The 21,160-nt window shown below is 70.6% G+C and carries 19 protein-coding genes; 16 read left to right on the forward strand and 3 right to left on the reverse strand.

Translation table 11 applies throughout. The features are described 5' to 3' along the window. Positions 1-59: 59 nt before the first annotated feature. Both AC1DWR_RS13755 and AC1DWR_RS13760 read left to right on the forward strand, forming a co-directional pair. Entirely contained in the window at positions 60-1,325 is a 1,266-nt protein-coding gene (locus AC1DWR_RS13755) for a multidrug effflux MFS transporter (protein ID WP_477624734.1), read from the forward strand. Between the two features lie 81 nt (positions 1,326-1,406). After that, positions 1,407-2,069 carry an ion channel gene (locus AC1DWR_RS13760; protein ID WP_477612501.1) on the forward strand — a complete coding sequence of 221 codons (663 nt, stop codon included), beginning with the start codon at positions 1,407-1,409 and terminating at the stop codon, positions 2,067-2,069. A gap of 8 nt (positions 2,070-2,077) precedes the next feature. Here AC1DWR_RS13760 and AC1DWR_RS13765 read toward each other — a convergent pair whose 3' ends face one another. Then, positions 2,078-3,286, reverse strand: a complete 1,209-nt coding sequence (locus AC1DWR_RS13765) for a dipeptidase (RefSeq protein WP_477612502.1) — start codon at positions 3,284-3,286, stop codon at positions 2,078-2,080. A 32-nt stretch (positions 3,287-3,318) separates the two neighbouring features. On the opposite strand from AC1DWR_RS13765, the gene rimO reads away from it, so the two are divergent. From rimO to AC1DWR_RS13785, 4 genes are all read left to right on the forward strand, one after another. Further along, complete coding sequence (gene rimO, locus AC1DWR_RS13770; RefSeq protein WP_477612503.1) at positions 3,319-4,827, forward strand: 30S ribosomal protein S12 methylthiotransferase RimO; 1,509 nt, start codon at positions 3,319-3,321, stop codon at positions 4,825-4,827. Further along, entirely contained in the window at positions 4,821-5,486 is a 666-nt protein-coding gene (locus AC1DWR_RS13775; protein WP_477612504.1) for a CDP-alcohol phosphatidyltransferase family protein, read from the forward strand. Before rimO ends, AC1DWR_RS13775 begins: the two co-directional genes overlap by 7 nt. Then, positions 5,483-5,977, forward strand: a complete 495-nt coding sequence (locus tag AC1DWR_RS13780; protein WP_477612505.1) for a CinA family protein — start codon at positions 5,483-5,485, stop codon at positions 5,975-5,977. Before AC1DWR_RS13775 ends, AC1DWR_RS13780 begins: the two co-directional genes overlap by 4 nt. Positions 5,978-6,221: 244 nt before the next feature. Next, positions 6,222-6,521, forward strand: a complete 300-nt coding sequence (locus AC1DWR_RS13785) for a helix-turn-helix domain-containing protein (RefSeq protein WP_477612506.1) — start codon at positions 6,222-6,224, stop codon at positions 6,519-6,521. Positions 6,522-6,563: 42 nt separating this feature from the next. On the opposite strand, the gene AC1DWR_RS13790 is transcribed toward AC1DWR_RS13785, so the two are convergent. Further along, positions 6,564-7,436: a DNA-formamidopyrimidine glycosylase family protein gene (locus AC1DWR_RS13790; RefSeq protein ID WP_477612507.1), complete on the reverse strand. Its 873-nt coding sequence runs from the start codon at positions 7,434-7,436 to the stop codon at positions 6,564-6,566. Between the two features lie 30 nt (positions 7,437-7,466). Further along, positions 7,467-12,278 (reverse strand): ATP-dependent helicase, encoded by a 4,812-nt coding sequence (locus AC1DWR_RS13795; protein WP_477612508.1) that lies wholly within the window; start codon positions 12,276-12,278, stop codon positions 7,467-7,469. A gap of 373 nt (positions 12,279-12,651) precedes the next feature. On the opposite strand from AC1DWR_RS13795, the gene AC1DWR_RS13800 reads away from it, so the two are divergent. From AC1DWR_RS13800 to miaB, 10 genes are all read left to right on the forward strand, one after another. Continuing rightward, positions 12,652-13,044, forward strand: coding sequence for an MmcQ/YjbR family DNA-binding protein (locus tag AC1DWR_RS13800; protein ID WP_477612509.1), 393 nt, complete (start codon positions 12,652-12,654; stop codon positions 13,042-13,044). A gap of 44 nt (positions 13,045-13,088) precedes the next feature. Continuing rightward, on the forward strand, positions 13,089-13,310 hold the full coding sequence (locus AC1DWR_RS13805; RefSeq protein WP_477612510.1) for a DUF3046 domain-containing protein: 222 nt from the start codon (positions 13,089-13,091) through the stop codon (positions 13,308-13,310). Further along, positions 13,307-14,338, forward strand: coding sequence for a nitronate monooxygenase (locus AC1DWR_RS13810; protein WP_477612511.1), 1,032 nt, complete (start codon positions 13,307-13,309; stop codon positions 14,336-14,338). The genes AC1DWR_RS13805 and AC1DWR_RS13810 overlap by 4 nt, the downstream gene beginning before the upstream one ends. A 64-nt stretch (positions 14,339-14,402) precedes the next feature. After that, complete coding sequence (locus AC1DWR_RS13815; RefSeq protein ID WP_477612512.1) at positions 14,403-15,338, forward strand: ABC transporter ATP-binding protein; 936 nt, start codon at positions 14,403-14,405, stop codon at positions 15,336-15,338. Next, positions 15,338-16,183 (forward strand): ABC transporter permease, encoded by an 846-nt coding sequence (locus AC1DWR_RS13820; RefSeq protein WP_477612513.1) that lies wholly within the window; start codon positions 15,338-15,340, stop codon positions 16,181-16,183. Before AC1DWR_RS13815 ends, AC1DWR_RS13820 begins: the two co-directional genes overlap by 1 nt. After that, complete coding sequence (locus AC1DWR_RS13825; protein WP_477612514.1) at positions 16,180-17,049, forward strand: ABC transporter permease; 870 nt, start codon at positions 16,180-16,182, stop codon at positions 17,047-17,049. The genes AC1DWR_RS13820 and AC1DWR_RS13825 overlap by 4 nt, the downstream gene beginning before the upstream one ends. A gap of 26 nt (positions 17,050-17,075) precedes the next feature. Next, positions 17,076-17,546 carry a GNAT family N-acetyltransferase gene (locus tag AC1DWR_RS13830; protein WP_477612515.1) on the forward strand — a complete coding sequence of 157 codons (471 nt, stop codon included), beginning with the start codon at positions 17,076-17,078 and terminating at the stop codon, positions 17,544-17,546. 236 nt (positions 17,547-17,782) lie between these two features. Continuing rightward, on the forward strand, positions 17,783-18,844 hold the full coding sequence (gene recA, locus AC1DWR_RS13835; RefSeq protein ID WP_477624735.1) for a recombinase RecA: 1,062 nt from the start codon (positions 17,783-17,785) through the stop codon (positions 18,842-18,844). 91 nt (positions 18,845-18,935) lie between these two features. After that, the gene (locus tag AC1DWR_RS13840; RefSeq protein WP_477624653.1) at positions 18,936-19,583 is read left to right on the forward strand and encodes a regulatory protein RecX; all 648 of its coding nucleotides are present in this window, start codon (positions 18,936-18,938) and stop codon (positions 19,581-19,583) included. 33 nt (positions 19,584-19,616) lie between these two features. Then, positions 19,617-21,137 (forward strand): tRNA (N6-isopentenyl adenosine(37)-C2)-methylthiotransferase MiaB, encoded by a 1,521-nt coding sequence (gene miaB / locus AC1DWR_RS13845; protein WP_477612518.1) that lies wholly within the window; start codon positions 19,617-19,619, stop codon positions 21,135-21,137. The last annotated feature ends 23 nt before the right edge of the window (positions 21,138-21,160 follow it).

Here is a 21,160-nt window from a genome sequence, read left to right on the forward strand (position 1 = left end):
CTGCCGCTCCCGAGACACTGACTGACGCCACCGCCCCGACTCCGACAGCCCCGACTTCGATCGCCCCGACTTCGACCGCGACCCCCACGCGCACGCCGTCACCGCATGCCAGCACCGGTGTCCAGGCGGCCCCGACGGGCCGTTCGTACCTCCGCTTCGTCCTCGTGCTCGGCGCGTTGATCGCGATCGGTCCGCTGACCATCGACACCTACCTGCCGGCGCTGCCCTCGATCACCCGCGACCTCGCGGCGTCGGAGTCGGCCGTGCAGGGCACGCTGACCGGCATCCTGCTGGGCATGGGGCTCGGGCAGCTCCTCGTCGGGCCGCTCGCGGACGCCATCGGACGCCGCCGACCACTCATCGCCGGGCTGGCGTTGCACATCGCGGCCTCGGTGTTCTGTGCGTTCGCCCCGACCATCGAGCTGCTCACCGTCGGCCGGGCGATCCAGGGCCTGGGCAACGCGGCCGTGTCCGTGGTTGCCATGGCGATGGTGCGCGACCTCTTCGCGGGGTCGGCTGCCGCGACGATGCTGTCCCGCCTGATGCTCGTCATGGGTCTCGCGCCGGTGCTCGCCCCGACCTTGGGCGGCTTCATCCTCCGGCTCACCTCGTGGCGCGGGGTGTTCGTCATCCTCGCCGTGGCGGGTGTGCTCCTGGTGACACTGGCCAGTCTCGCCCTGCGCGAGACGCTTCCTGCGGAGCGACGCAGGCCGCTGGCCCTCCGCCCGGTGCTCAACACCTACGGCATGCTCCTGCGCGACCGCACCTTCGTCGGGCTCGTCCTCATCAGCGGCCTGATGTTCGCGACGCTGTTCTCCTACATCGGCGGCTCCTCGTTCGTGCTGCAGGACATCTACGGACTGAGCGTGACCCAGTTCGGGCTGGCCTTCGGCCTCAACTCGCTGGGCTTCCTCACCGGGTCGCAGGCGAACCCCTTCCTGCTCAAGCGGTTCCAGCCGCGCCAGCTGGTCCGGGCGGGCGTCTCGATCGGTGCGGTCGCCGCACTGGTGCTCCTGGCGTCGGCGATCACGGGTGTCGGTGGGCTGACCACGGTCCTCGTGCCGCTCTGGTTCCTCCTGTTCGCGTGCGGTCTCACCCTGCCGAACACCCCCGCACTGGCCCTGACCCGGCACGGTGAGGCCGCGGGGACCGCTGCTGCCCTGCTCGGCGCGTCGCAGTTCGTCATCGGTGGTGTGTCCGCCCCCCTCATCGGCGCGATGGGTTCGGGCTCAGCCGTCCCGATGGCGCTGGTCATGGCGGTCACTGCCTGCCTCGCGGCCGTGGTGGCCGCCCGGACGCTGCGCGTGAGGGTCGTCACGAACTGAAGCACGCCACCTGACGACTCGGCGCCCACCCTGGGGACTCGGAGACCCTTGGGACTCGGCGCACACCCTTAGGGTGTCGCCATGCGTGAATGGTTCAACGCCGTCAAGGGGCACCCCAGTGGGGTGCTCCTCGCGGCGCAGCTGCTCGAGGTGCTGGCGTACCCCTTTGCGGGGGACACGCCGCTGGGGCGCACGCTCATCGGGGTGTTCGGCGTTCTGGTGCTCTCGATCGCGGTCTATGCCGTCAGGGCTACGCCGGCCCTGACGTGGGTCGCGGTGGTGCTGGGCGTGCCAGTCGTGGCCCTGACCGTCGCCGAGGGGCTGGCCCCGGCGAACCACCAGGTGGTCTTCTGGTCAGCCATCCTGCACGCGGCCTTCTACGGCTACACCGGGTACGGCCTGATCCGCTACCTGTTCGACGACTCCTGGGTGACCCGCGACGAGATCTTCGCGGTGGGAGCTAACTTCACGGTCGTGTCGTGGATGTTCGCCCACCTGTTCATGGCCGTGCAGGTGGTCTATCCGGGGTCGTTCACGGCCTACCAGGGTGAAGGACACCGGACCTTCCTCGAGCTGCTCTACCTGTCCTTCGCCAACCTGACCAGCGTCGGGCTCTCCGACGTGACCGCCGTTCTGCCCTTCGCGCGCTCGGTCGTGATCATCGAGCAGGTGGCCGGCGTCATGTACGTCGCGCTGATCATCGCCCGCGTCGTCGGCCTGACCATCTCCCGCTGGCGCAACTAGCAGGACGACTACCCGGAGACCGGATCGCCGTCGAGGTCCTTGATGGTGGCCAGGCTGGGCCCGCGCTGCTCCTGCAGCGATCTCGCGCCTGCCTCGGCGTCCCTCATCACGCGCAGGATGTTGCCGCTCGTGAGCTTGCCGAGGTCGTCGTCGGACCATCCGCGGTCAGCCAGCGCCGCCAGCAACCGGGGGTAGCCGGTGACGTCCTCGAGCCCCTCGGGCAGCGTGGCCACCCCGTCGTAGTCGCCACCCAGCCCCACGTGGTCGACTCCGGCCACCTCGCGGACGTGCTCGACGTGCTGGACGACGTCGGCGAGCGTGGCCTTCGGTGTGGGACGGCTGAGGCAGTACTCGTCGTAGAACGGGCTGTATGCCGCGGCGTCGGCCGGCGTGATCCCCTCTGCCGCCGCGGCCGCGTTCAGCTGCTCGCGCCAGGCTGCCGCCTCGGGGTTCACGAATGTCGGCACGAAGGTCACCATGCAGACGCCGTTGTTGTCCCGCAACGACTCCAGGACGTCGTCGGGCGCGTTGCGCGGGCTGTCACAGACCGCCCGCGCCGAGGAGTGGCTGAAGATCGCCGGCACCTCTGCCACCCGCAGGGCGTCGCGCATCGTGTCGGCCGAGACGTGGCTGAGGTCGACGAGCATGCCGATCCGGTTCATCTCGCGCACCACCTCGACGCCGAACGCCGACAGCCCTCCGTGCACCGTCACGTCGGTGGCCGAGTCAGCCCAGTCGACGTTGCTGTTGTGGGTCAGGGTCAGGTAGCGGACGCCCAGGACGTGGAGCATGCGCAGGGTCGCGAGCGAGTTGTTGATCGAGTGCCCGCCCTCGGCCCCCAGCAGGGAGGCGATCCGCCCCGACTCCCAGGCGGCCGCCACCTCGTCCGCGGTGCGGGCGAAAGCCAGCCGGCCGGCATACCTCGCCACCATCTGGTGGCCCGCGTCGATCTGCTCCAGGGTGGCGCTCACGGCGTCGTCACCCTGGAGCGAGGCAGGCACGAAGACCGACCAGAACTGGCCGCCGACGCCACCCTGGGCGAGGCGGGGCAGGTCGGTGTGCGTCGGGGTCCCCCCTGCCTCGATGTCGAGCCGGTCGAAGTCGTAGCCGACCTTCTCGCGCGCCTCCCACAAGAGGTCGTTGTGCCCGTCGATGACCGGATGGCGCGCCAGCAGGGCGCTGATCCGGGCGGTGGTCGCATCGGCTGTCGCGGTCATGACGCCACGCTACCCACCTCTAGAGTGGGGACATGAGTTCGACAACGCAGCGCAGCGTCGCCCTGGTCACGCTGGGGTGCACCCGCAACGAAGTCGACTCCGAGGAGCTCGCCGGCCGCCTGGCCGCCGAGGGCTGGTTGCTCGTGGACGACGCCGACGACGCGGACGTCGCGGTGGTCAACACCTGCGGGTTCGTCGAGCAGGCCAAGAAGGACTCGATCGACGTGCTCCTCGAGGCGTCGGCGCGCAAGGGGCACTCGAAGACCCAGAAGGTCGTCGCGGTGGGATGCCTCGCCGAGCGCTACGGCCAGCAGCTGGCAGACGAGCTGCCCGAGGCCGACGCCGTCTTGGGGTTCGACTCCTACGCGGACATGTCGAGCCACCTGCGGGCCGTCCTCGACGGCCACGCGCCGGCCTCGCACGTCCCGTCCGACCGACGCCAGCTGCTCCCGTTGTCCCCGGTCCAGCGGCAGGACGGGTCGGTCGGTGTGGCACTGCCCGGACACGGCATCCCCACTGACCCCACCTCACCGGAGCAGGTCTCGACCGAGCCCGTCGACGTCACCGTGGACGGACCGGTCCCGCCGTCCGGCCCGCGGGTGATCCGCGCCCGTCTCGACGGTCGCCCCTGGGCTCCCCTCAAGATCGCCAGTGGCTGCGACCGACGGTGCGCGTTCTGCGCCATCCCGATGTTCCGCGGTGCGTTCGTGTCGCGCAGGCCGCACGACATCGTGGCCGAAGCTCGCTGGTTGGGGGAGCGCGGCGTCAAGGAGCTGTTCCTCGTCAGTGAGAACTCGACGTCCTACGGCAAGGACCTCGGGGACATCGGGCTGCTCGAGAAGATCCTGCCCGACCTCGCTGCGGTCCCGGGGATCGAGCGCGTCCGGGTGAGCTACCTGCAGCCCGCCGAGATCCGTCCCGCACTGCTCGACGCGATGGCCTCCGTGCCGGGCGTCGTGCCCTACTTCGACATCTCCTTCCAGCACGCCTCGGCCGGACTGCTCCGCTCGATGCGGCGCTTCGGCGGTCGCGAGGCCTTCCTCGGACTCCTCGACGAGGTACGCGCCCGGGTGCCGCTGGCCGGCATCCGGAGCAATGTCATCGTGGGGTTCCCGGGTGAGACCGAGGAAGACCTCGCCGAGCTCGAGGCGTTCCTGCTGGCTGCCCGACTCGACGTCGTCGGTGTGTTCGGGTACTCGGACGAGGACGGCACCGAGGCCGAGACCTATGGCAACAAGCTGCCCGATGATGTTGTCGCAGAACGTGTTTCGCGATTCACAGCGCTTATCGAGGAACTTAACCTCCAGCGTGCCGAGGAGCGCATCGGCGAGATCGTGGACGTCCTCGTCGAGTCGGTGCCCACGGGCGATGACGAGGACGAGGAGACGTCCGTCGTGGGTCGGGCGGCCCACCAGGGACCCGACGTCGACGGCGTGACCATGCTCGATCCCTCCCAGTTCCCCGACGTCGTGGTCGGCGACATCGTGCGGGCCGTCGTGACCGGGACCGAGGGGATCGACCTGCTGGCCGTGCCATGCTGAGCGAGTCGGCGCCGGCCCCCGACCCGGCCGCGGCGCCGGTGGCGGTCCCGCCCCCGAGCTCCTGGAACATCGCCAACGCCCTCACGGTCACCCGGATCCTGCTCGTGCCGGTCTACGGCTGGCTGCTGCTGGTCGACGGTGGGGACCGTCCGGTGATGCGCTGGGCGGCGGCTGTGGTGTTCATCTTCGCGACCCTCACCGACCGCATCGACGGCGACATCGCCCGGCGTCGCGGCCTGATCACCAACTTCGGCAAGATCGCCGACCCCATCGCCGACAAGACCCTGATGGGGATGGCCTTCGTCGGGCTCTCGGTCCTCGGTGAGCTGCCGTGGTGGGTCACCGTCGTCGTCCTGGTGCGCGAATGGGGAGTGACGGTGCTGCGGTTCTTCGTGATCCGCCACGGCGTGATGCCCGCGGGTCGGGGCGGCAAGGTCAAGACGGCCCTTCAGTTCTTCGGCCTGCTGTTGTTCACGCTGCCGCTGTCGTCCTTTGCCGGAGCGGACGCCTGGAACCTCGTCGCGGACGTGGTGCTGGGGCTCGCGGTCGTCGTGACCGTCGTGACCGGACTGGACATCGCGCTGAAGGCGTTGCGCCTGCGGCAGACCAGCGAACGTTCGGCGATGAAGCGCGCGCGCCGAGCCGCCCGACACGGATGAGCACCGCTCCCGAGGTGGTGGCTGCCCTGGCTGCGGTCTCGCGCAGCATCGCGACCGCCGAGTCGCTCACCGGTGGCCTGGTCTGCGCGGCGCTCACCGACGTGCCCGGCGCCTCAGCCGTGGTGCGGGGCTGCGTGGTGGCCTATGCGACCGAGCTCAAGGCCCGGGTCCTCGGGGTCGACGCCGGCCTGCTCGCGACCGGTGGTGCGGTCCAGGCCGAGGTGGCCCGCCAGATGGCCACCGGGGTATGCCGCGTGCTCGGCTCCGACGTCGGCGTCGCCACCACCGGTGTGGCCGGGCCGGACCCGCAGGACGACCGCCCGGTCGGGACCGTGTTCGTCGCGGTGGCGTTCGACGGCGAGGTGGCGGTCCGGGAGCTGGCGCTGACCGGCGACCGTCAGTCGATCCGGCGGGAGACAGTGGCACATGCCCTCTCGCTCGTGACCGAGGTGTTGCGCGCGGCCGCCAACGATCCGCATCTCAGGGCCTGACCACGGCAGGGCGCTGACCTGCGCAGACCAACGGACGCCCCCTGCACCGACCACGCACGCCTCACGGACGCCCCGCGGCGACTGCCGTCGTGGCTGCTGTGATCGGTGGGGCGGAAGATTCTCACGCCGTGGACCGTTGACCACGTCGTACCGCGTGTTCTGCGTTCCCGCGCGCGCAGCGTCAGGGGCTCGGGGTAACGTTGGTGCCCTGCAACCGGCAAGTCGAGCAGTGAAGGAGGGCGTCATGATTCTGCTTCGTCGTGAACTTGGTGACGTGCTCCGTGAGCAACGCCAGTCGCAGGGACGCACCTTGCGCGAAGTTTCCGCAGCCGCATCCGTGTCGCTCGGCTACCTCAGTGAGGTCGAGCGCGGCGAGAAGGAAGCATCCTCCGAGCTGCTCGCCTCGATCTGCGGGGCGCTGCGTCTGCCGTTGTCCGAGGTCCTCGGCCAGGTGTCCGAGCGGGTCGCCGAGACGGAGGCGCTCACCGCGCCGGTCTCGCTGCCGCTTCCGGCGACGGCCATGGTTTCCGCCTCGGCTGCCTGACCGCCCGGACGGCTGGCAGCCTCTGCCCTGGTAGGAGCCCGGTCAGGTGCGACGCTTTCCCGTGGTCCGGCTGGTCCCCCGTGCCGAGCCGAGCGGGCGTTGGGGCCGACCGTCGTCGGTGGGCGCCAGGCCGTCCTGGCAGCCAGGGCAGTAGAACATCGTCCGTTCCCGCATCGGGGGGCCGATCATCGCGACACGCACAGTCGTGCCGCACCGTCGACAGGGCCGACCCGAGCGGGCATGCACATACGACTCCTCCCCACGTCGCCGGATCCCGGTGCTGGACTGGATCCCATCGTGTCGAGCCTGGTCGAGCAGCCGCTGAGCGCGGGTGACGACTCGCTCCAGCTCCTCGTCCGCGAGCTCCGAGACAGGAGTCCAGGGCCCGAGCCGCGCCACGAAGAGCGACTCGCTCGCCCACAGGGTGCCGATGCCCGCAAGATTGCGCTGGTCGAGGAGCGCGGCCCCGATCGAGGTCTGCGACCTCCGCAGGTTGGCCAGTGCCCGCGAGAGGTCCCAGTCGCTCCCGAGCAGATCGGGTCCGAGGTGGCCCACGACCGTCGCCTCATGGCCGGTCGGGAGCAGCTCGAGCAGCCCGAGCCGCAGTCCCAGGGCGGTCCACGAAGAGGTGCCGACCGCCGCGCGCAGGTCGTCGCGACGCAGCCAGCCGGCGGTGTCATCCGGTGCCGCGACCCGCCACTGACCCTCCATCCGCAGGTGTGAGTGCAGGGTCAGCCCGCTGTCGAAACGGTGGAGGAGGTGCTTGCCACGACTGACGACCTCGAGGGTGCTGGCTCCGCGCAGGTCGGCCGTGGCCACGCCGGGGAACCGCAGGTCACTCAGCACGACCACTGCGCCGGCGAGCGCCTTGTGCAGTCGTTGGGCGGTGCGCCAGACCGTGTCGCCCTCAGGCACCAGGGACCCCGATGGCAGCGGCTGTGGACCTCACCGCCGCAGTCTCAGGCCGCGCGGGGTGGCGTGGAAGCCTGCCCTGGCCAGGGCGGCTGCGAGCGGGTGGGCAGACCCCAGCACGGCGCCGCCGTCGGCCTTCTCGACGGTGAGCCGGCCCAGTGCACCCTCGCGGACGGCGAGTGCCAGGGCATCGGCCGCGCCCTGGAGGGACTGCTCGTCGTCCGTCCACGAGAGAAGCGTCTTGCCGCCACGCTCGACGTACAGGACGAGCTCGCCGTCGACCAGGACCACCAGGGCCCCAGCCTTGCGGGCCGGCTGGTGTCCACGCTTGCCGGCGGGAGACGTGCCGGCGGCAGACGTGCCGGCTGGGGTCTTGCCGGCTGGTGATGCGATGCCCGAGGAACCAGCCACCGAGGGCCCTCCGGCCGACGCGCCGTCGCCCGGGTCGTCCGCACCCGTCGCCCGGTCAGGCCACGGGAGGGCCGCACCGTACGCGTTGGCCGGGTCGGTGGCGGCGAGCACCATCGCCGGGACGGCTCGGTCGGCATCGTCGCCCACTGGTCGGGCGCCGGCCCGGAGCCGGTCGACCGATCCGGTGGTGGAGAACTGGGAGGCGCCCAGGGACTCGACGAAGTAGCCGCGGCGGACCCGCCCCGACTCCTCGGCAGCCGCCAGGACGCGGTAGACGCCGGCGAACCCGCCCGGAACGTCCTCTGCGACGACCGAGCCGCGCGTGACCACGCCGTAGCGGTCGAGCAGGACCTCGGCCGTGGCGTAGGCGCGGACGGTGGCGTCCAGCTCGACCTCAGGAAGCAAGGACCAGCGTCCGGCCCCAGCGGGCGGCCCGCTGCGGGTCGGCACGGTGGGACGACCCAGCCCACGCTGTCCCGAGAGGGCACCGAGCGAGCCACGTCGTCCGGCATACCTGGTGGTGCGTGGGCCGGGACGGCTGCGCTTGTGGCTGGTGCGGCCGCCGGCGAGCAGGGCGCGAAGGGGGATGAGGGTGTCGTTGGTGGCTCGGCCGTCCCAGACGAGTGCCCACAGGTCGGCGAGCAGGGACTCGTCGTCGCTGCTGCCCACGGCCTCGGCGAGGGTGCGGAAGAAGTATGCCCCGCCACCCGCGAGGGCCTCGGCGATCGCCTGCTCACCGTCGGTGAGCGTCCGGTCAGGGGGAGGTGCCATGGTCAGGTGGGCGGTGTCGGCGAGGTGCAGCGACACCCAGCCGTCGTCGCCGGGTAGTGCCCCGTGGCCGCGCCAGAGGACCTCGCCGCTGGTCGTGAGGTCGTCGAGCAGCGTGGGGGAGTAGTCCACGATCCTGCTCGGGAGGACCAGGCTCTCGAGGGCACTTGCCGGGAGCACGGCTCCCGCCAGCTGCTCGACGGCGCGGACCAGACCTTCGCGACCGCGCAGGCCTCCACCCACCGACTGCCACTGGGGGAGGAACCTGGCCAGCTCGACGGCGGGGACCGGCTCGACCTCGGCGCGCAGCGCGGCCAGGGAGCGACGGCGTAGCAGGCGCAGCACCTCTGCATCGCAGTAGTCGAGGCCGTGCAGCCCACCACCGTTCTCGGTGGGGAGCAGCTCGCCCTCGACGACGCGACCTGAGGAGACGAGTCGGCGGAGGGCGTCGAGGGCAACCGCCGGACCGATGCCCCACCAGGCGGCCACCGCCGCGGCGGGGAAGGGGCCGCGGGTGCGGGCGTAGCGGCGGACCAGGTCGCCCAGCGGGTCCGGCACGGACTCGAGGAAGGTCTGCGGTATGCCGACCGGCAGGGAGCTGCCCAGGGCATCACGCAGGCGTCCGGCATCCTCGATCGCAGCCCAGCGCTCCTGGCCGGCGACACGCACGCGGATGAGGCGTCGGGCCCCCTCGAGGTCCACCAACCACGCGCCGATCTCGTTGCGTGCCAAGGACTCCTGCGACCGTCGGACGATCTCGTCGAGGGGGAGCGGCCCCAGGACCCGCAGCAGGTCGGCCACGTCCTCGGCGTCGCGGCAGGCGCGTTCGGGGACCAGGCGCTGCAGCTCGGACTCGGTGCGGGTCACCTGCGCCGGGTCGAGCAGGTCGCGCAGGGACAGGCCCTCGCCACGGCCCAGCAGCTCGGCCAACAGGGTCGGGTCCAGCGCCAGGGCGGCGGCGCGTTTTTCTGCCAGCGGGGAGTCGCCCTCGTAGAGGAACTGGGCGACGTAGCCGAACATCAAGGACCGGGCGAAGGGGGACGGCTGGGCCGACTCGACGTCGACCAGGGTGACTTCGCGTGACTCGATCGAGCGCATCAGGGCGGTCAGTCCGGGCACGTCGAACACGTCCTGGACACACTCGCGGACCGTCTCCAGGACGATCGGGAACGACGCGTACTGGCTGGCGACCTCGAGCAGCTGAGCCGCCCGCTGCCGTTGCTGCCACAGGGGTTGGCGACGGTCGGGACGCCGGCGGGGCAGCAGCAGGGCACGCGACGCGCACTCCCTGAACCGCGCGGCGAACAGCGCCGATCCGCCTATCTCGGACGTGACGAGGTCATGGACGTCGTCGGCCTCGAGGCGGACGAGCTCGAGCAGCTCGGCGCCCACGCCGCGACCCGAACCGCCGTCGTCCTCGAACTCGAGGTCGGGAAGCCGGAACACGATCCCGTCGTCGCCGTGCATCGCCTGGACGTCGACGCCGTAGCGCTCGCGCATCCGGGCCGACACGCACAGCGCCCAAGGGGCGTGCACCTGCCCCCCGAAGGGCGAGTGCACCGCCACCCGCCAGTCACCGATCTCGTCGCGGAACCTCTCGACCACGATGGTGCGGTCGTCGGGGACGTGGCGGGTCGCCTCCTGCTGCTCGGCGAGGTAGCCGAGCAGGTTGTCCGCCGCCCACTCGTCGAGCCCTGCGGCGGTGACCCGGTCCCTCGCCTTGGCGGGCGAGAGTCCGACCACCTCGCGAACGAAGGCCCCCACGGCTCGCCCCAGCTCGGCGGGCCGGCCCTGCTGGTCACCCTTCCAGAAGGGCAGACGCCCCGGAAGGCCCGGCGCCGGAGTCACGAGCACCTGGTCGTGGGTGATGTCCTCGATCCGCCAGGTCGAGGTGCCCAGCGTGAACACGTCGCCCACCCGCGACTCGTAGACCATCTCCTCGTCGAGCTCGCCGACCCGGCGCCCGGCACCCTCACTGGAGGCGAGGAACACGGCATACAGACCGCGGTCGGGGATGGTGCCCCCCGAGGTGACGGCGAGGCGTTGGGCGCCCGGACGCCCCGTCAGAACCCCTGTCACGCGGTCCCACACGATGCGCGGGCGGAGCTCGGCGAACTCGTCACTGGGGTAGCGCCCCGACAACATGTCGAGCACCGACTCGAGGATCGATCGCGGCAGTGAGGCGAACGGCGTCGCCTTGCGGACCACCGACTCGAGGTCGTCGACGGACCACTCGTCGAGGGCGCACATCGCCACGACCTGCTGGGCGAGCACGTCGACCGGGTTGGCGGGGACGCGCAGCGACTCGATCGCGCCGGCTCTCATGCGTTCGACGACGACTGCGGTCTGGACCAGGTCACCACGGAACTTGGGGAACAACACGCCCCTCGACACCGCTCCGACCTGGTGGCCGGCCCGACCGACCCGCTGCAGTCCAGACGCCACCGACGGTGGTGACTCGACCTGGATGACGAGGTCGACCGCGCCCATGTCGATGCCGAGCTCGAGCGAGCTCGTGGCGACCACGGCGGGCAGCCGCCCGGCCTTGAGGTCCTCCTCGATGAGCTGACGGTGTTCCTTGCTCACCGAACCGTGGTGGGCGCGGGCCAGCACCGCGGGCGCGCCGGACGACGCCCCCGACTGCGCCATGAGCTGGGCCGGGGTGCGGTTGCCGGTATGCCGCGTGGCCGGCTCGGGCGGCTCGTCGCCTCGGGCCTGTCGCATGGTCTCCAGACGTTCGTCCCAGATCTCGTTGAGCCGAGCCGTGAGCCGCTCGGCGAGGCGACGCGAGTTGGCGAAGACGAGCGTGGACCGGTGGGAGGCGATGAGGTCGACGATGCGTTCCTCCACGTGCGGCCAGATCGAGGCCCGGCGCTCGGCTCCCGACGCGGGTCCTGACAGGTCGTCCTCGATGACCTCCCCGAGCGCCGACATGTCCGCGATGGGGACCACGACCTCGAGGTCCCACTCCTTGGTGGACGGAGGCCGCACGATCTCGACGGGTCGGCCTCCGGCGAGGTAGCGCGCGACCTCGGCCACGGGCTCGACCGTCGCGGACAGGCCGATCCGCTGGACCGGCTTGTCCAGCAGGGCGTCGAGGCGCTCGAGGGACAGCGCGAGGTGGGCGCCCCGCTTGGTGCCGGCCACGGCGTGGACCTCGTCGAGGATGACGGTCTCGACACCGGCCAGCGCTTCTCGCGCCTGCGAGGTGAGGATGAGGAACAGCGACTCGGGTGTGGTGATGAGCACGTCGGTGGGGGTGCGGGCGAAGGCCCGCCGCTCGCTGGCAGGGGTGTCGCCGGACCGCACCGAGACGGTGATGGCCGGCGGCGTCAGCCCGAGCCGGGTCGCCGCGTGCCCGATCCCGACCAGTGGCGAGCGCAGGTTGCGCTCGACGTCGACGGCCAGTGCCTTCATGGGCGAGACGTAGAGGACCCGGCAGCGCTTGATCTTGTCGACCGGGGGAGGCTCGGCCGAGAGTCGGTCGAGGGCCCACAGGAACGCCGACAGCGTCTTGCCTGATCCGGTCGGCGCCACGACCAGGGCGTGGTGGCCGGAGCTGATGGCATCCCAAGCCCCCGCCTGTGCGGCCGTGGGCGCGCTGAACGAGCCCCTGAACCACTCGGCAGTGGCTGGGGAGAAGCGGTCGAGGACGTCCGTTGCCATGAGGGCTACAGCCTCTCACCCCGCACCGACAGGTCCCCGGTAGAGCGTCGCGCAGGCGTGCGCGACGCCCGATGTGAGAGGAGCGCATCGAGCGTCGGCGTTGATTCGCGCGCCCCTCGACCCTCGGGGGCGGAAGGGAGGGGCGCGCGGTGACCTGCCTCGGGTCGCGATGAGAGTCTGGGGATGCGCACGAGCCCCGGACAGTCACTCATTCGCAACCATGGTCCGGGGCAGCGCCACCACTGTACTCCGGCCCTTGCCTGAGGTGAAGGTCTGCGCTCGTTCAATCGGGGCGGGGGGCTCGTCGACCGGCGAGGGCTCCCGCCCCGTAACCTCTACGGCATGGGCACGGTGTGGTCGGACGGCGGCTGCGTTGGCTGACGCCGAGGACGTCCGCAGACTGGCCACCTCGCTGCCCCACGTGGTGGAGGTCCCCAGCTCAGGATTCGACTTCCGGGTGGGCGACAAGGGTTTCATCTGGTCCTATCCGGAGCGTCGGCCCGGCAGGCCGCGGCTGATCCGCACCGACATCGCGGTGCTCTTCGTCGGCGACGAGGGTGAGAAGCAGGCACTGCTCCTCGGTGAGCCCGATGTGTTCTTCACCGCCCCCGGATACGAGAACGCGCCCCTGGTGATGCTGCGACTGGCGCAGGTGGGGGTCGAACGCCTCCGCGAGCTCGTGACCGACGCCTGGCTGATGCGCGCACCCGACGACCTCGTCACCGACCTCCCCCTGGACAGCGACTCCGCCACCAACCCCGGCTGAGCCTGCGTCGCCTGGGCTGGGCCGACGCCGCCTACACTCACTGCGTGCGGCTGAGCCATTTCTGGGTGTTGATGAACGACGAGTTCGGGGAGGGCTACGCCTCCTCGCTCGCGCAGCACCTCGTGCTCGGGGTCCTCGGCGAGCGCACGGTGGTCCAGGCGCTCGAGGCGGGGGAGAGCCCTCGTCGGGTCTGGCTCGCGCTCTGCGACGCGATGGACGTGCCCGAGTCCCGTCGGCTCGGCATCGAGCGGAGACCGGCGAAGTGACTTCCGTCGACTGGTCCGCCCACCCGTTGGTCCTTGCACCGATGGCCGGCGGGCCGTCGACCGTCGCCCTCGCCGCAGCAGCCGGCGAGGGCGGAGTGTTCCCCTTCCTCGCGGGCGCCTACCTCACCCCGGAACGCCTTCGCGACGACGTCGTCGCCCTGCGGGCAATGACGTCAGATCCCTTTGGGGTCAACATCTTTGCGCCGTCACCGGACAGCCCGTCCATGCAGCAGGAAACCCTCGAGTATGCCGAGCTGCTCGCACCGTGGGCGGCGTCGGCGGGCGTCGAGCTGGGGACACCGCGCTACGACGACGACGCGTTCGAGGCCAAGGTCGACCTCCTCGTGGAGCTGTCGCCCGCCCTGGTGAGCTTTGCCTTCGGGTGGCCGCCTGCGGACGTGGTCACGCGGCTGCAGGCCGCCGGGGTCGCGGTGTGGGTCACCGTGAACGAGGCCACGGAGGTCGAGTGGGCGCAGGAGCTCGGCGTGGACGGCCTCGTCGTGCAGGGTTGGGAGGCGGGAGGTCACCGCGGCGGCCCGGTCGACACCTGCGCCATCCAGTCCGGGCTGCTGCCCCTGGTCGAGGAGATGGTCCGCCACACCTCACTGCCGGTGATGGGCGCTGGAGGGGTCATGACCGGGGCCGACGCAGCCGCCGTCCTGCGCGCCGGCGCGACTGCGGTGGCCCTGGGCACGGCGTTCCTGGACTGCCCAGAGGCCGGGACCGCACCAGTGCACCGGCATGCCCTGACCCATCGGACCGGCACCACCGTGACCCGCGCCTTCACCGGACGCAGTGCCCGTGCCCTGACCACGACGTGGACCGAGCTGTTCACCGAGGCCGCGCCCGCGGCATACCCGCACGTCCACCACCTCACTGCGCCCTTGCGGGCGCACGGGAAGGCCACTGGGGAGGCCGAGCTCGTCAACCTGTGGGCCGGCACGGGCCACGGCCGGCTGCGCCGGCTGCCGGCGGCCGAGCTTGCCCGGACCCTCGTCGCCGAGCTCGAGGCCACCCAGACCACCTGACGGCCTGGACCACCTGACAGAAATGCGCGTGAGTCTGTCGGTGGACCTCGCTAGGTTGGGGCGAGTGAGTGGTGACGACGAGATCCTGCTGAGCGCGACCGGACTGACCAAGAAGTTCGGGGAGTTCACGGCGGTGGACGGGATCGACTTCGCCGTCCGCAAGGGCGAGTGCTTCGGGTTCCTCGGGCCCAACGGCGCCGGCAAGTCCTCCACGATGCGAATGGTCGGCTGCGTGTCCCCGGTGACGAGCGGCGAGCTGCGCCTCTTCGGGCTCGACCCGGCCGGCAACGGCCCCGCCATCCGGGCCCGGCTGGGCAACTGTCCGCAGCGCGACACGCTCGACGAGGAGCTCACCGTCGAGGAAAACCTCCGGATCTACGGGCGCTACTTCGGACTCTCCCGCAAGGAGGTGCGCTCGCGGGCGGCTGAGCTGCTCGACTTCGCCCAGCTCACCGACCGCGCCAAGGACAAGGTCGAGCCGCTGTCGGGCGGGATGAAGCGACGTCTCACGATCGCGCGCTCCCTCATCAACTCACCCGAGATCCTCCTGCTCGACGAGCCGACCACCGGTCTGGACCCACAGGCCCGACATGTGTTGTGGGACAGGCTGTTCCGGCTCAAGCGGTCGGGCGTGACGCTCGTGCTGACCACCCACTACATGGACGAGGCGGAGCAGCTCTGCGACCGGCTCGTCGTCATGGACCACGGACGGATCGTCGCCGAGGGGTCGCCGCGCTCGCTCATCGACGAGTTCTCCACGCGAGAGGTCCTCGAGCTGCGCTTTGACGCCGAGGACCACAAGGACTTCGCCGAGCAGGTCACCGGGATCGGCGAGCGGGTCGAGGTGCTGCCCGACCGGCTCCTCGTCTACGCCGACGACGGTGACCAGGCCGCGGCGGTGGTGCACTCGCGCGGGATCGCACCCCTGTCCTCGCTCGTGCGCCGAGCCACGCTCGAGGACGTGTTCCTGCACCTCACCGGCCGGACGCTGGTGGACTGATGGCGCTCCAGCAGCCGCACCCGCAGCTTCATCACCAGTCCCGGGCGGACCATGGCATCCGCCAGCCGCTGTCTGCCGCCGAGCGGGTCCTGGCCGTCTTCACGTACTTCCTCACGGTCTACCGACGCACGTGGCGGGGGAGCATCATCGGTCGGTTCCTGTCGCCGCTGTTCTTCCTGCTGGCGATGGGCATCGGGTTGGGCTCGCTCGTCGACGACCGGGTGGGCGGAGTCGGGGGCCTGCCTTACCTGCAGTTCGTCGTCCCGGCCATCGTCGCCACCCAGACGATGTGGGTCGCGATGGGGGAGTCGACCTACCAGGTCCTCGGCTACATCAAGTGGAACATGGGCTACCACGCCATGCTCGCGTCCCCGATGTCCGTACGCGACGTGCTGCGGGGCCACTTCCTCGCGGTGGCTGCCCACCTCACGACGGCCACGGCGATCTTCATGGCGGTGGCGTCCCTGTTCGGCGGCTTCGGGTCCGTGTTCGCAGTCCTCTGCCTGCCGATCGCGATCCTCACGGGGATGGCGTTCACCACCCCGATCTTCGCCTTCACCGCCAGGCAGGAGGGCGATGACGGCTTCAACATCCTGTTCCGCTGGATCGTGACGCCGTTGATGCTGTTCTCCGGCACGTTCTTCCCCATCGAGCAGCTGCCCGGGTGGATGCAGCCCATCGCGTGGGTCACTCCGCTGTGGCACGGGGTCGAGGCGTGTCGTGCAGTGGCGACGGGTGCCGCGGTCGGGGCGCCGTTCTTCGGTCACCTGCTCGTGCTGGCCGTGTATGCCGCCGTGGGCTGGTGGCTCGCGGAGAAGTCCTTCGCGAGGCGGCTGGTCCCGTGAGCACCTCGACCTCCAACCCCCGGCCCGCGTCCGGTCCCGCGTCGGGGCCCGTTCGCGGGCAGGCGTCGGCGCGGCTGGCCAGGCTGGTGCCGATGCCTGCCGGGGCCGGGCTGGCCAGGATGCTCATCGAACGCAACGTCACGTCGTTCCGCCACGGCTGGATCGCGCTGGTGACCGGGTTCGCCGAGCCGGTGTTCTACCTGTTCTCCCTCGGCATCGGCATCGGTGCGCTCGTGAAGACCGTCACCACCGACTCGGGGGCAGTGGTGTCCTACCCCCAGTTCGTGGCGCCCGCGCTGCTGGCCGCCTCGGCGATGAACGGCGCAGTGTTCGACTCGACCTTCAACGTGTTCTTCAAGCTGCGCTACGCCAAGCTCTACGACGCGGTGCTTGCGACACCGATGGGTCCGCGTGACATCGCCGTCGGCGAGATCGCGTGGTCCCTCATCCGTGGTGGTCTCTACTCCGCTGCCTTCCTCGTCGTCGCGCTGCTCGCAGGGGCCGTCGGGTCGTGGTGGGCCCTGCTGGCCCTGCCGGCGGCGATCTTCATCGGGTTCGCCTTCGCCGCGCTGGGGATGTTCGCGACCACCTTCATGAAGTCCTGGGTGCACTTCGACTACATCACCTTGGCAATCCAGCCGATGTTCCTCTTCTCGGCGACCTTCTTCCCGCTGTCGACCTATCCCGAGGCGCTCCAGTGGCTGGTGCGGGTCACGCCGCTCTACCACGGGGTCGCCCTCGAACGCGCGCTGATGCTTGGAGATGTCGGCTGGGGGGTGCTCGTGCACGTGGGCTACCTCGTGGTGCTGGGTGGGATCGGCGTCGTGGGAACGGCACGTCGCCTCGAGAAGCTCCTGCTCTCGTAGTCCCTCGGGCGCCTAGCATCGGGATCATGGTGGAGCCTGCGGACGGGGTCGTGGTGGGCGCTGGCGCGGTGCGATCGGCCGGCTTCGCCGACCTCGACCCGCTGACGGGCTACCGGCTGTGGGCCCTGCGCGCCCAGGTGTTCGTCGTCGAGCAGGACTGCCCCTACCTGGATCTCGACGGCCGTGACCTCGAACCGGCGACTCGTCACCTGTGGGTCGAGCAGGACGGCGCACCGGTGGCCACGCTGCGAGTCCTGGACGACGGGGAGGCGCTGCGCATCGGCCGGGTGGCGACCGCGCCGCACGCGCGCGGCCAGGGCCGGGCCGCACTGCTCATGCGCGCCGCGCTCGAGGCGGCAGGGGAGCGGCCTGTGGTGCTCGACGCCCAGTCGCACCTCGTCGACTGGTATGCCGGGTTCGGCTTCGCACCCAGCGGGCGCGGCTTCGTGGAGGACGGCATTCCGCACACGCCGATGCGCCGCCCTGCCTCGCCCTGAAGGCTGATCGGACTCGCCGCGGCGTGTCGCGTGCCGGATGCCGTATTTCGAACAGGTGTTCGGTATGTTCGTCCACAGGTGGAACCACGACAGACCCACCGTCCACAGGCCGTGCGAGCGGCCCCGGACGGCTGTCGGTGCCGACACCTAGCGTCTGACCCGACAAGCAGATCAGCTGCCCCAGGGTCGAAGGCAGGCGCGCCCGACTCGAAGCGAAAGAAGGAATGGTGGCCAGAATGGCTGGAGCGAACACTCCCACTGTGGACCAGAAGGCAAAGTCCCTCGACAGCGTGATGGGGCAGATCGAGAAGTCGTTCGGCAAGGGCGCGGTCATGCGCCTCGGCGACGACGTCCGGCCCCCCATCGACGTGATCCCCACCGGCTCGATCGCGCTCGATGTCGCGCTCGGCATCGGTGGCCTCCCGCGCGGTCGCGTCGTGGAGATCTACGGCCCGGAGTCCTCGGGCAAGACGACGGTCGCGCTGCACGCGGTGGCCAGTGCGCAGAAGGCCGGCGGCATCGCGGCGTTCATCGACGCCGAGCACGCCCTCGACCCTGACTACGCCAAGAAGCTCGGGGTCGACACCGACGCGCTCCTCGTCAGCCAGCCCGACACGGGGGAGCAGGCGCTCGAGATCGCCGACATGCTGATCCGCTCGGGCGCCATCGACATCATCGTCATCGACTCCGTCGCCGCGCTCGTGCCACGTGCCGAGATCGAGGGCGAGATGGGTGACAGCCACGTCGGTCTGCAGGCCCGGCTGATGTCCCAGGCCCTGCGCAAGCTCACCGGTGCCCTCAACAACACCGGCACGACGGCCATCTTCATCAACCAGCTGCGCGAGAAGATCGGTGTCATGTTCGGCTCGCCCGAGACGACGACGGGTGGCAAGGCGCTGAAGTTCTACGCCTCCGTGCGCCTGGACGTGCGTCGCATCGAGACCCTCAAGGACGGCAGCGAGCCGGTCGGCAACCGCACCCGGGTCAWGGTCGTCAAGAACAAGGTGGCGCCGCCGTTCAAGCAGGCCGAGTTCGACATCCTCTACGGCCAGGGCATCTCCCGTGAGGGTGGGCTCATCGACATGGGCGTCGAGCAGGGCTTCGTCCGCAAGGCCGGAGCTTGGTACACCTACGAGGGTGACCAGCTCGGCCAGGGCAAGGAGAACGCTCGTCAGTTCCTCAAGGACAACCCCGACCTCGGCAACGAGATCGAGAAGAAGATCAAGGAAAAGCTCGGGATCGGCCCGCAGGTCGACAAGCCGGCCGACTCGATCCCCGAGGTGCCGGTCGAGTTCTGAGCCACGGCTCGGGCGACCCACCACTGAGCGATCCAGACTGATCCCGACTGATCCCGACTGATCCCGACTGATCCCGACTGAGTGATCCCGAATGACTGAACGACACGACGCGGCCAGGGCAGCCTTCGAGGCGGCCCTGGCCGCGACGTCCGCGACCGCTCCGGCCGACGAGCGGCAGCCGAGATCGGCACGCCCACGGGCCTGGCAGCCCATCCCCGGTGGCCCCGAGGCAGACCTGCAGACCCGTGACGGCGAGCCGGATGCCTACGACGTCGCGCGCCAGATCGTGCTGAGACAGCTCGCGTTGTCGCCCAAGAGTCGCCAGCAGCTGCGTGACAAGCTGCGCCAGCGCAACTGCCCCGACGACATCGCCGAAGCAGTGCTCGACCGGATGGCCTCGGTCGGGCTGGTCGACGACGAGGCCTACGCGGGGATGCTCGTCCGGTCGCAGCAAGCCGGTCGGGGACTGGCCCGGCGCGCGCTGGCCCGCGAGCTGCGGACCAAGGGCGTCGACGACGAGACGGCCCGGGCGACGCTGGAGTCGATCAACCCCGAGGACGAGCGGGACCGTGCCGCACAGCTCGTGACCAAGCGGCTCAGGTCGATGCACGGGCTCGACCCCGTCGTCCAGAAACGCCGGCTCGCGGGGATGCTGGCCCGCAAGGGCTACCCCGCCGACCTGGCCATGGCTGTGATCCGTGAGGCGATCGCCGACGCCCCCGAGCACCAGCGAGACTGAGCTGGCGCATTCACCACGTACCCTTGGCGTGCGATGAGTACCACCACGACTGCACCCAGGACCTACGACGTCCGCACGCACGGCTGCCAGATGAACGTGCACGACTCGGAGCGGCTCGCAGGCCTGCTCGAGACCGCGGGCTACGTCGACGTCAACAGCCTGCCTGCGACCACGCGGCCGGAGGCGGCTGACGTCGTCGTCTTCAACACCTGTGCGGTGCGTGAGAACGCCGACAACAAGCTCTACGGCAACCTCGGCCAGCTGCGTCCCGCGAAGACCAGGAACCCCGACATGCAGATCGCGGTCGGCGGCTGCATGGCCCAGAAGGACCGCTCGACCATCGTGCAGCGGGCCCCCTGGGTCGATGTCGTGTTCGGCACCAACAACATCGGCAGCCTGCCCGCCCTGCTCGACCGGGCCCGCCACAACAAACGGGCGGAGGTCGAGATCCTCGAAAGCCTCGAGGTGTTCCCCAGCACCCTGCCCACCCGACGCGACTCTGCCTACGCAGGCTGGGTGTCGATCTCGGTGGGCTGCAACAACACCTGCACGTTCTGCATCGTTCCGAGCCTGCGCGGCAAGGAGGCCGACCGGCGCCCCGGTGACGTGCTCGCCGAGGTGCAGGCCCTGGTCGAACAGGGGGTCGTCGAGATCACCCTGCTGGGGCAGAACGTCAACACCTACGGCGTCGAGTTCGGCGACCGGTTCGCGTTCGGCAAGCTCCTGCGGGCCTGCGGCGAGGTCGACGGACTCGAGCGGGTGCGCTTCACGAGCCCGCACCCGGCGGCCTTCACCGACGACGTCATCGCCGCGATGGCGCAGACCCCCAACGTCATGCCGAGCCTGCACATGCCGTTGCAGTCGGGGTCGGACAGCGTCCTGAAGCAGATGCGCCGGTCCTACCGGAGCGAGAAGTTCCTCGGGATCATCGACCGCGTGCGGGAGCAGATCCCCGACGCCGCGATCACGACAGACATCATCGTGGGCTTCCCGGGCGAGACCGAGGCGGACTTCGAGGAGACGCTGCGGGTGGTGCGCGAGTCCAGGTTCGCGAGCGCGTTCACCTTCCAGTACTCGATCCGCGCGGGCACCCCGGCTGCGACCATGGCGGACCAAGTGCCGAAGGCCGTGGTCCAGGAGCGGTACGAACGGCTCATCGCCGCACAGGAGGAGATCTCCTGGGCCGAGAACCGCACCGTCGAGGGTCGGGACGTCGAGGTCCTCGTCGCCACCGGCGAAGGTCGCAAGGACACCGCGACCCACCGCCTCTCGGGCCGCGCCCGCGACAACCGTCTGGTCCACTTCGCCGTGCCGGAGGGTGCCGAACGCCCTCGCCCCGGCGACATGGTCACTGTCGGTGTCACCTACGGCGCGCCCCACCACCTCGTTGCTGATGCCGCCCTTGAGGGTGGCGCCTACTCGGTGCGGCGCACCGCGGGTGGCGACGCCTGGGCCGCCCTGCAGGACGCGCCGGTCCCGGGCAAGCCGGGTGTGTCCCTGGGTATGCCGGGTGTGGGTCGACCGGCCGCGGTCCCGGCGCCCTCGTGCGGCTGAGCGCGGCGCCACCCGGAATCCGG

This window comes from Pedococcus sp. P2_E2 (genome assembly GCF_056403955.1).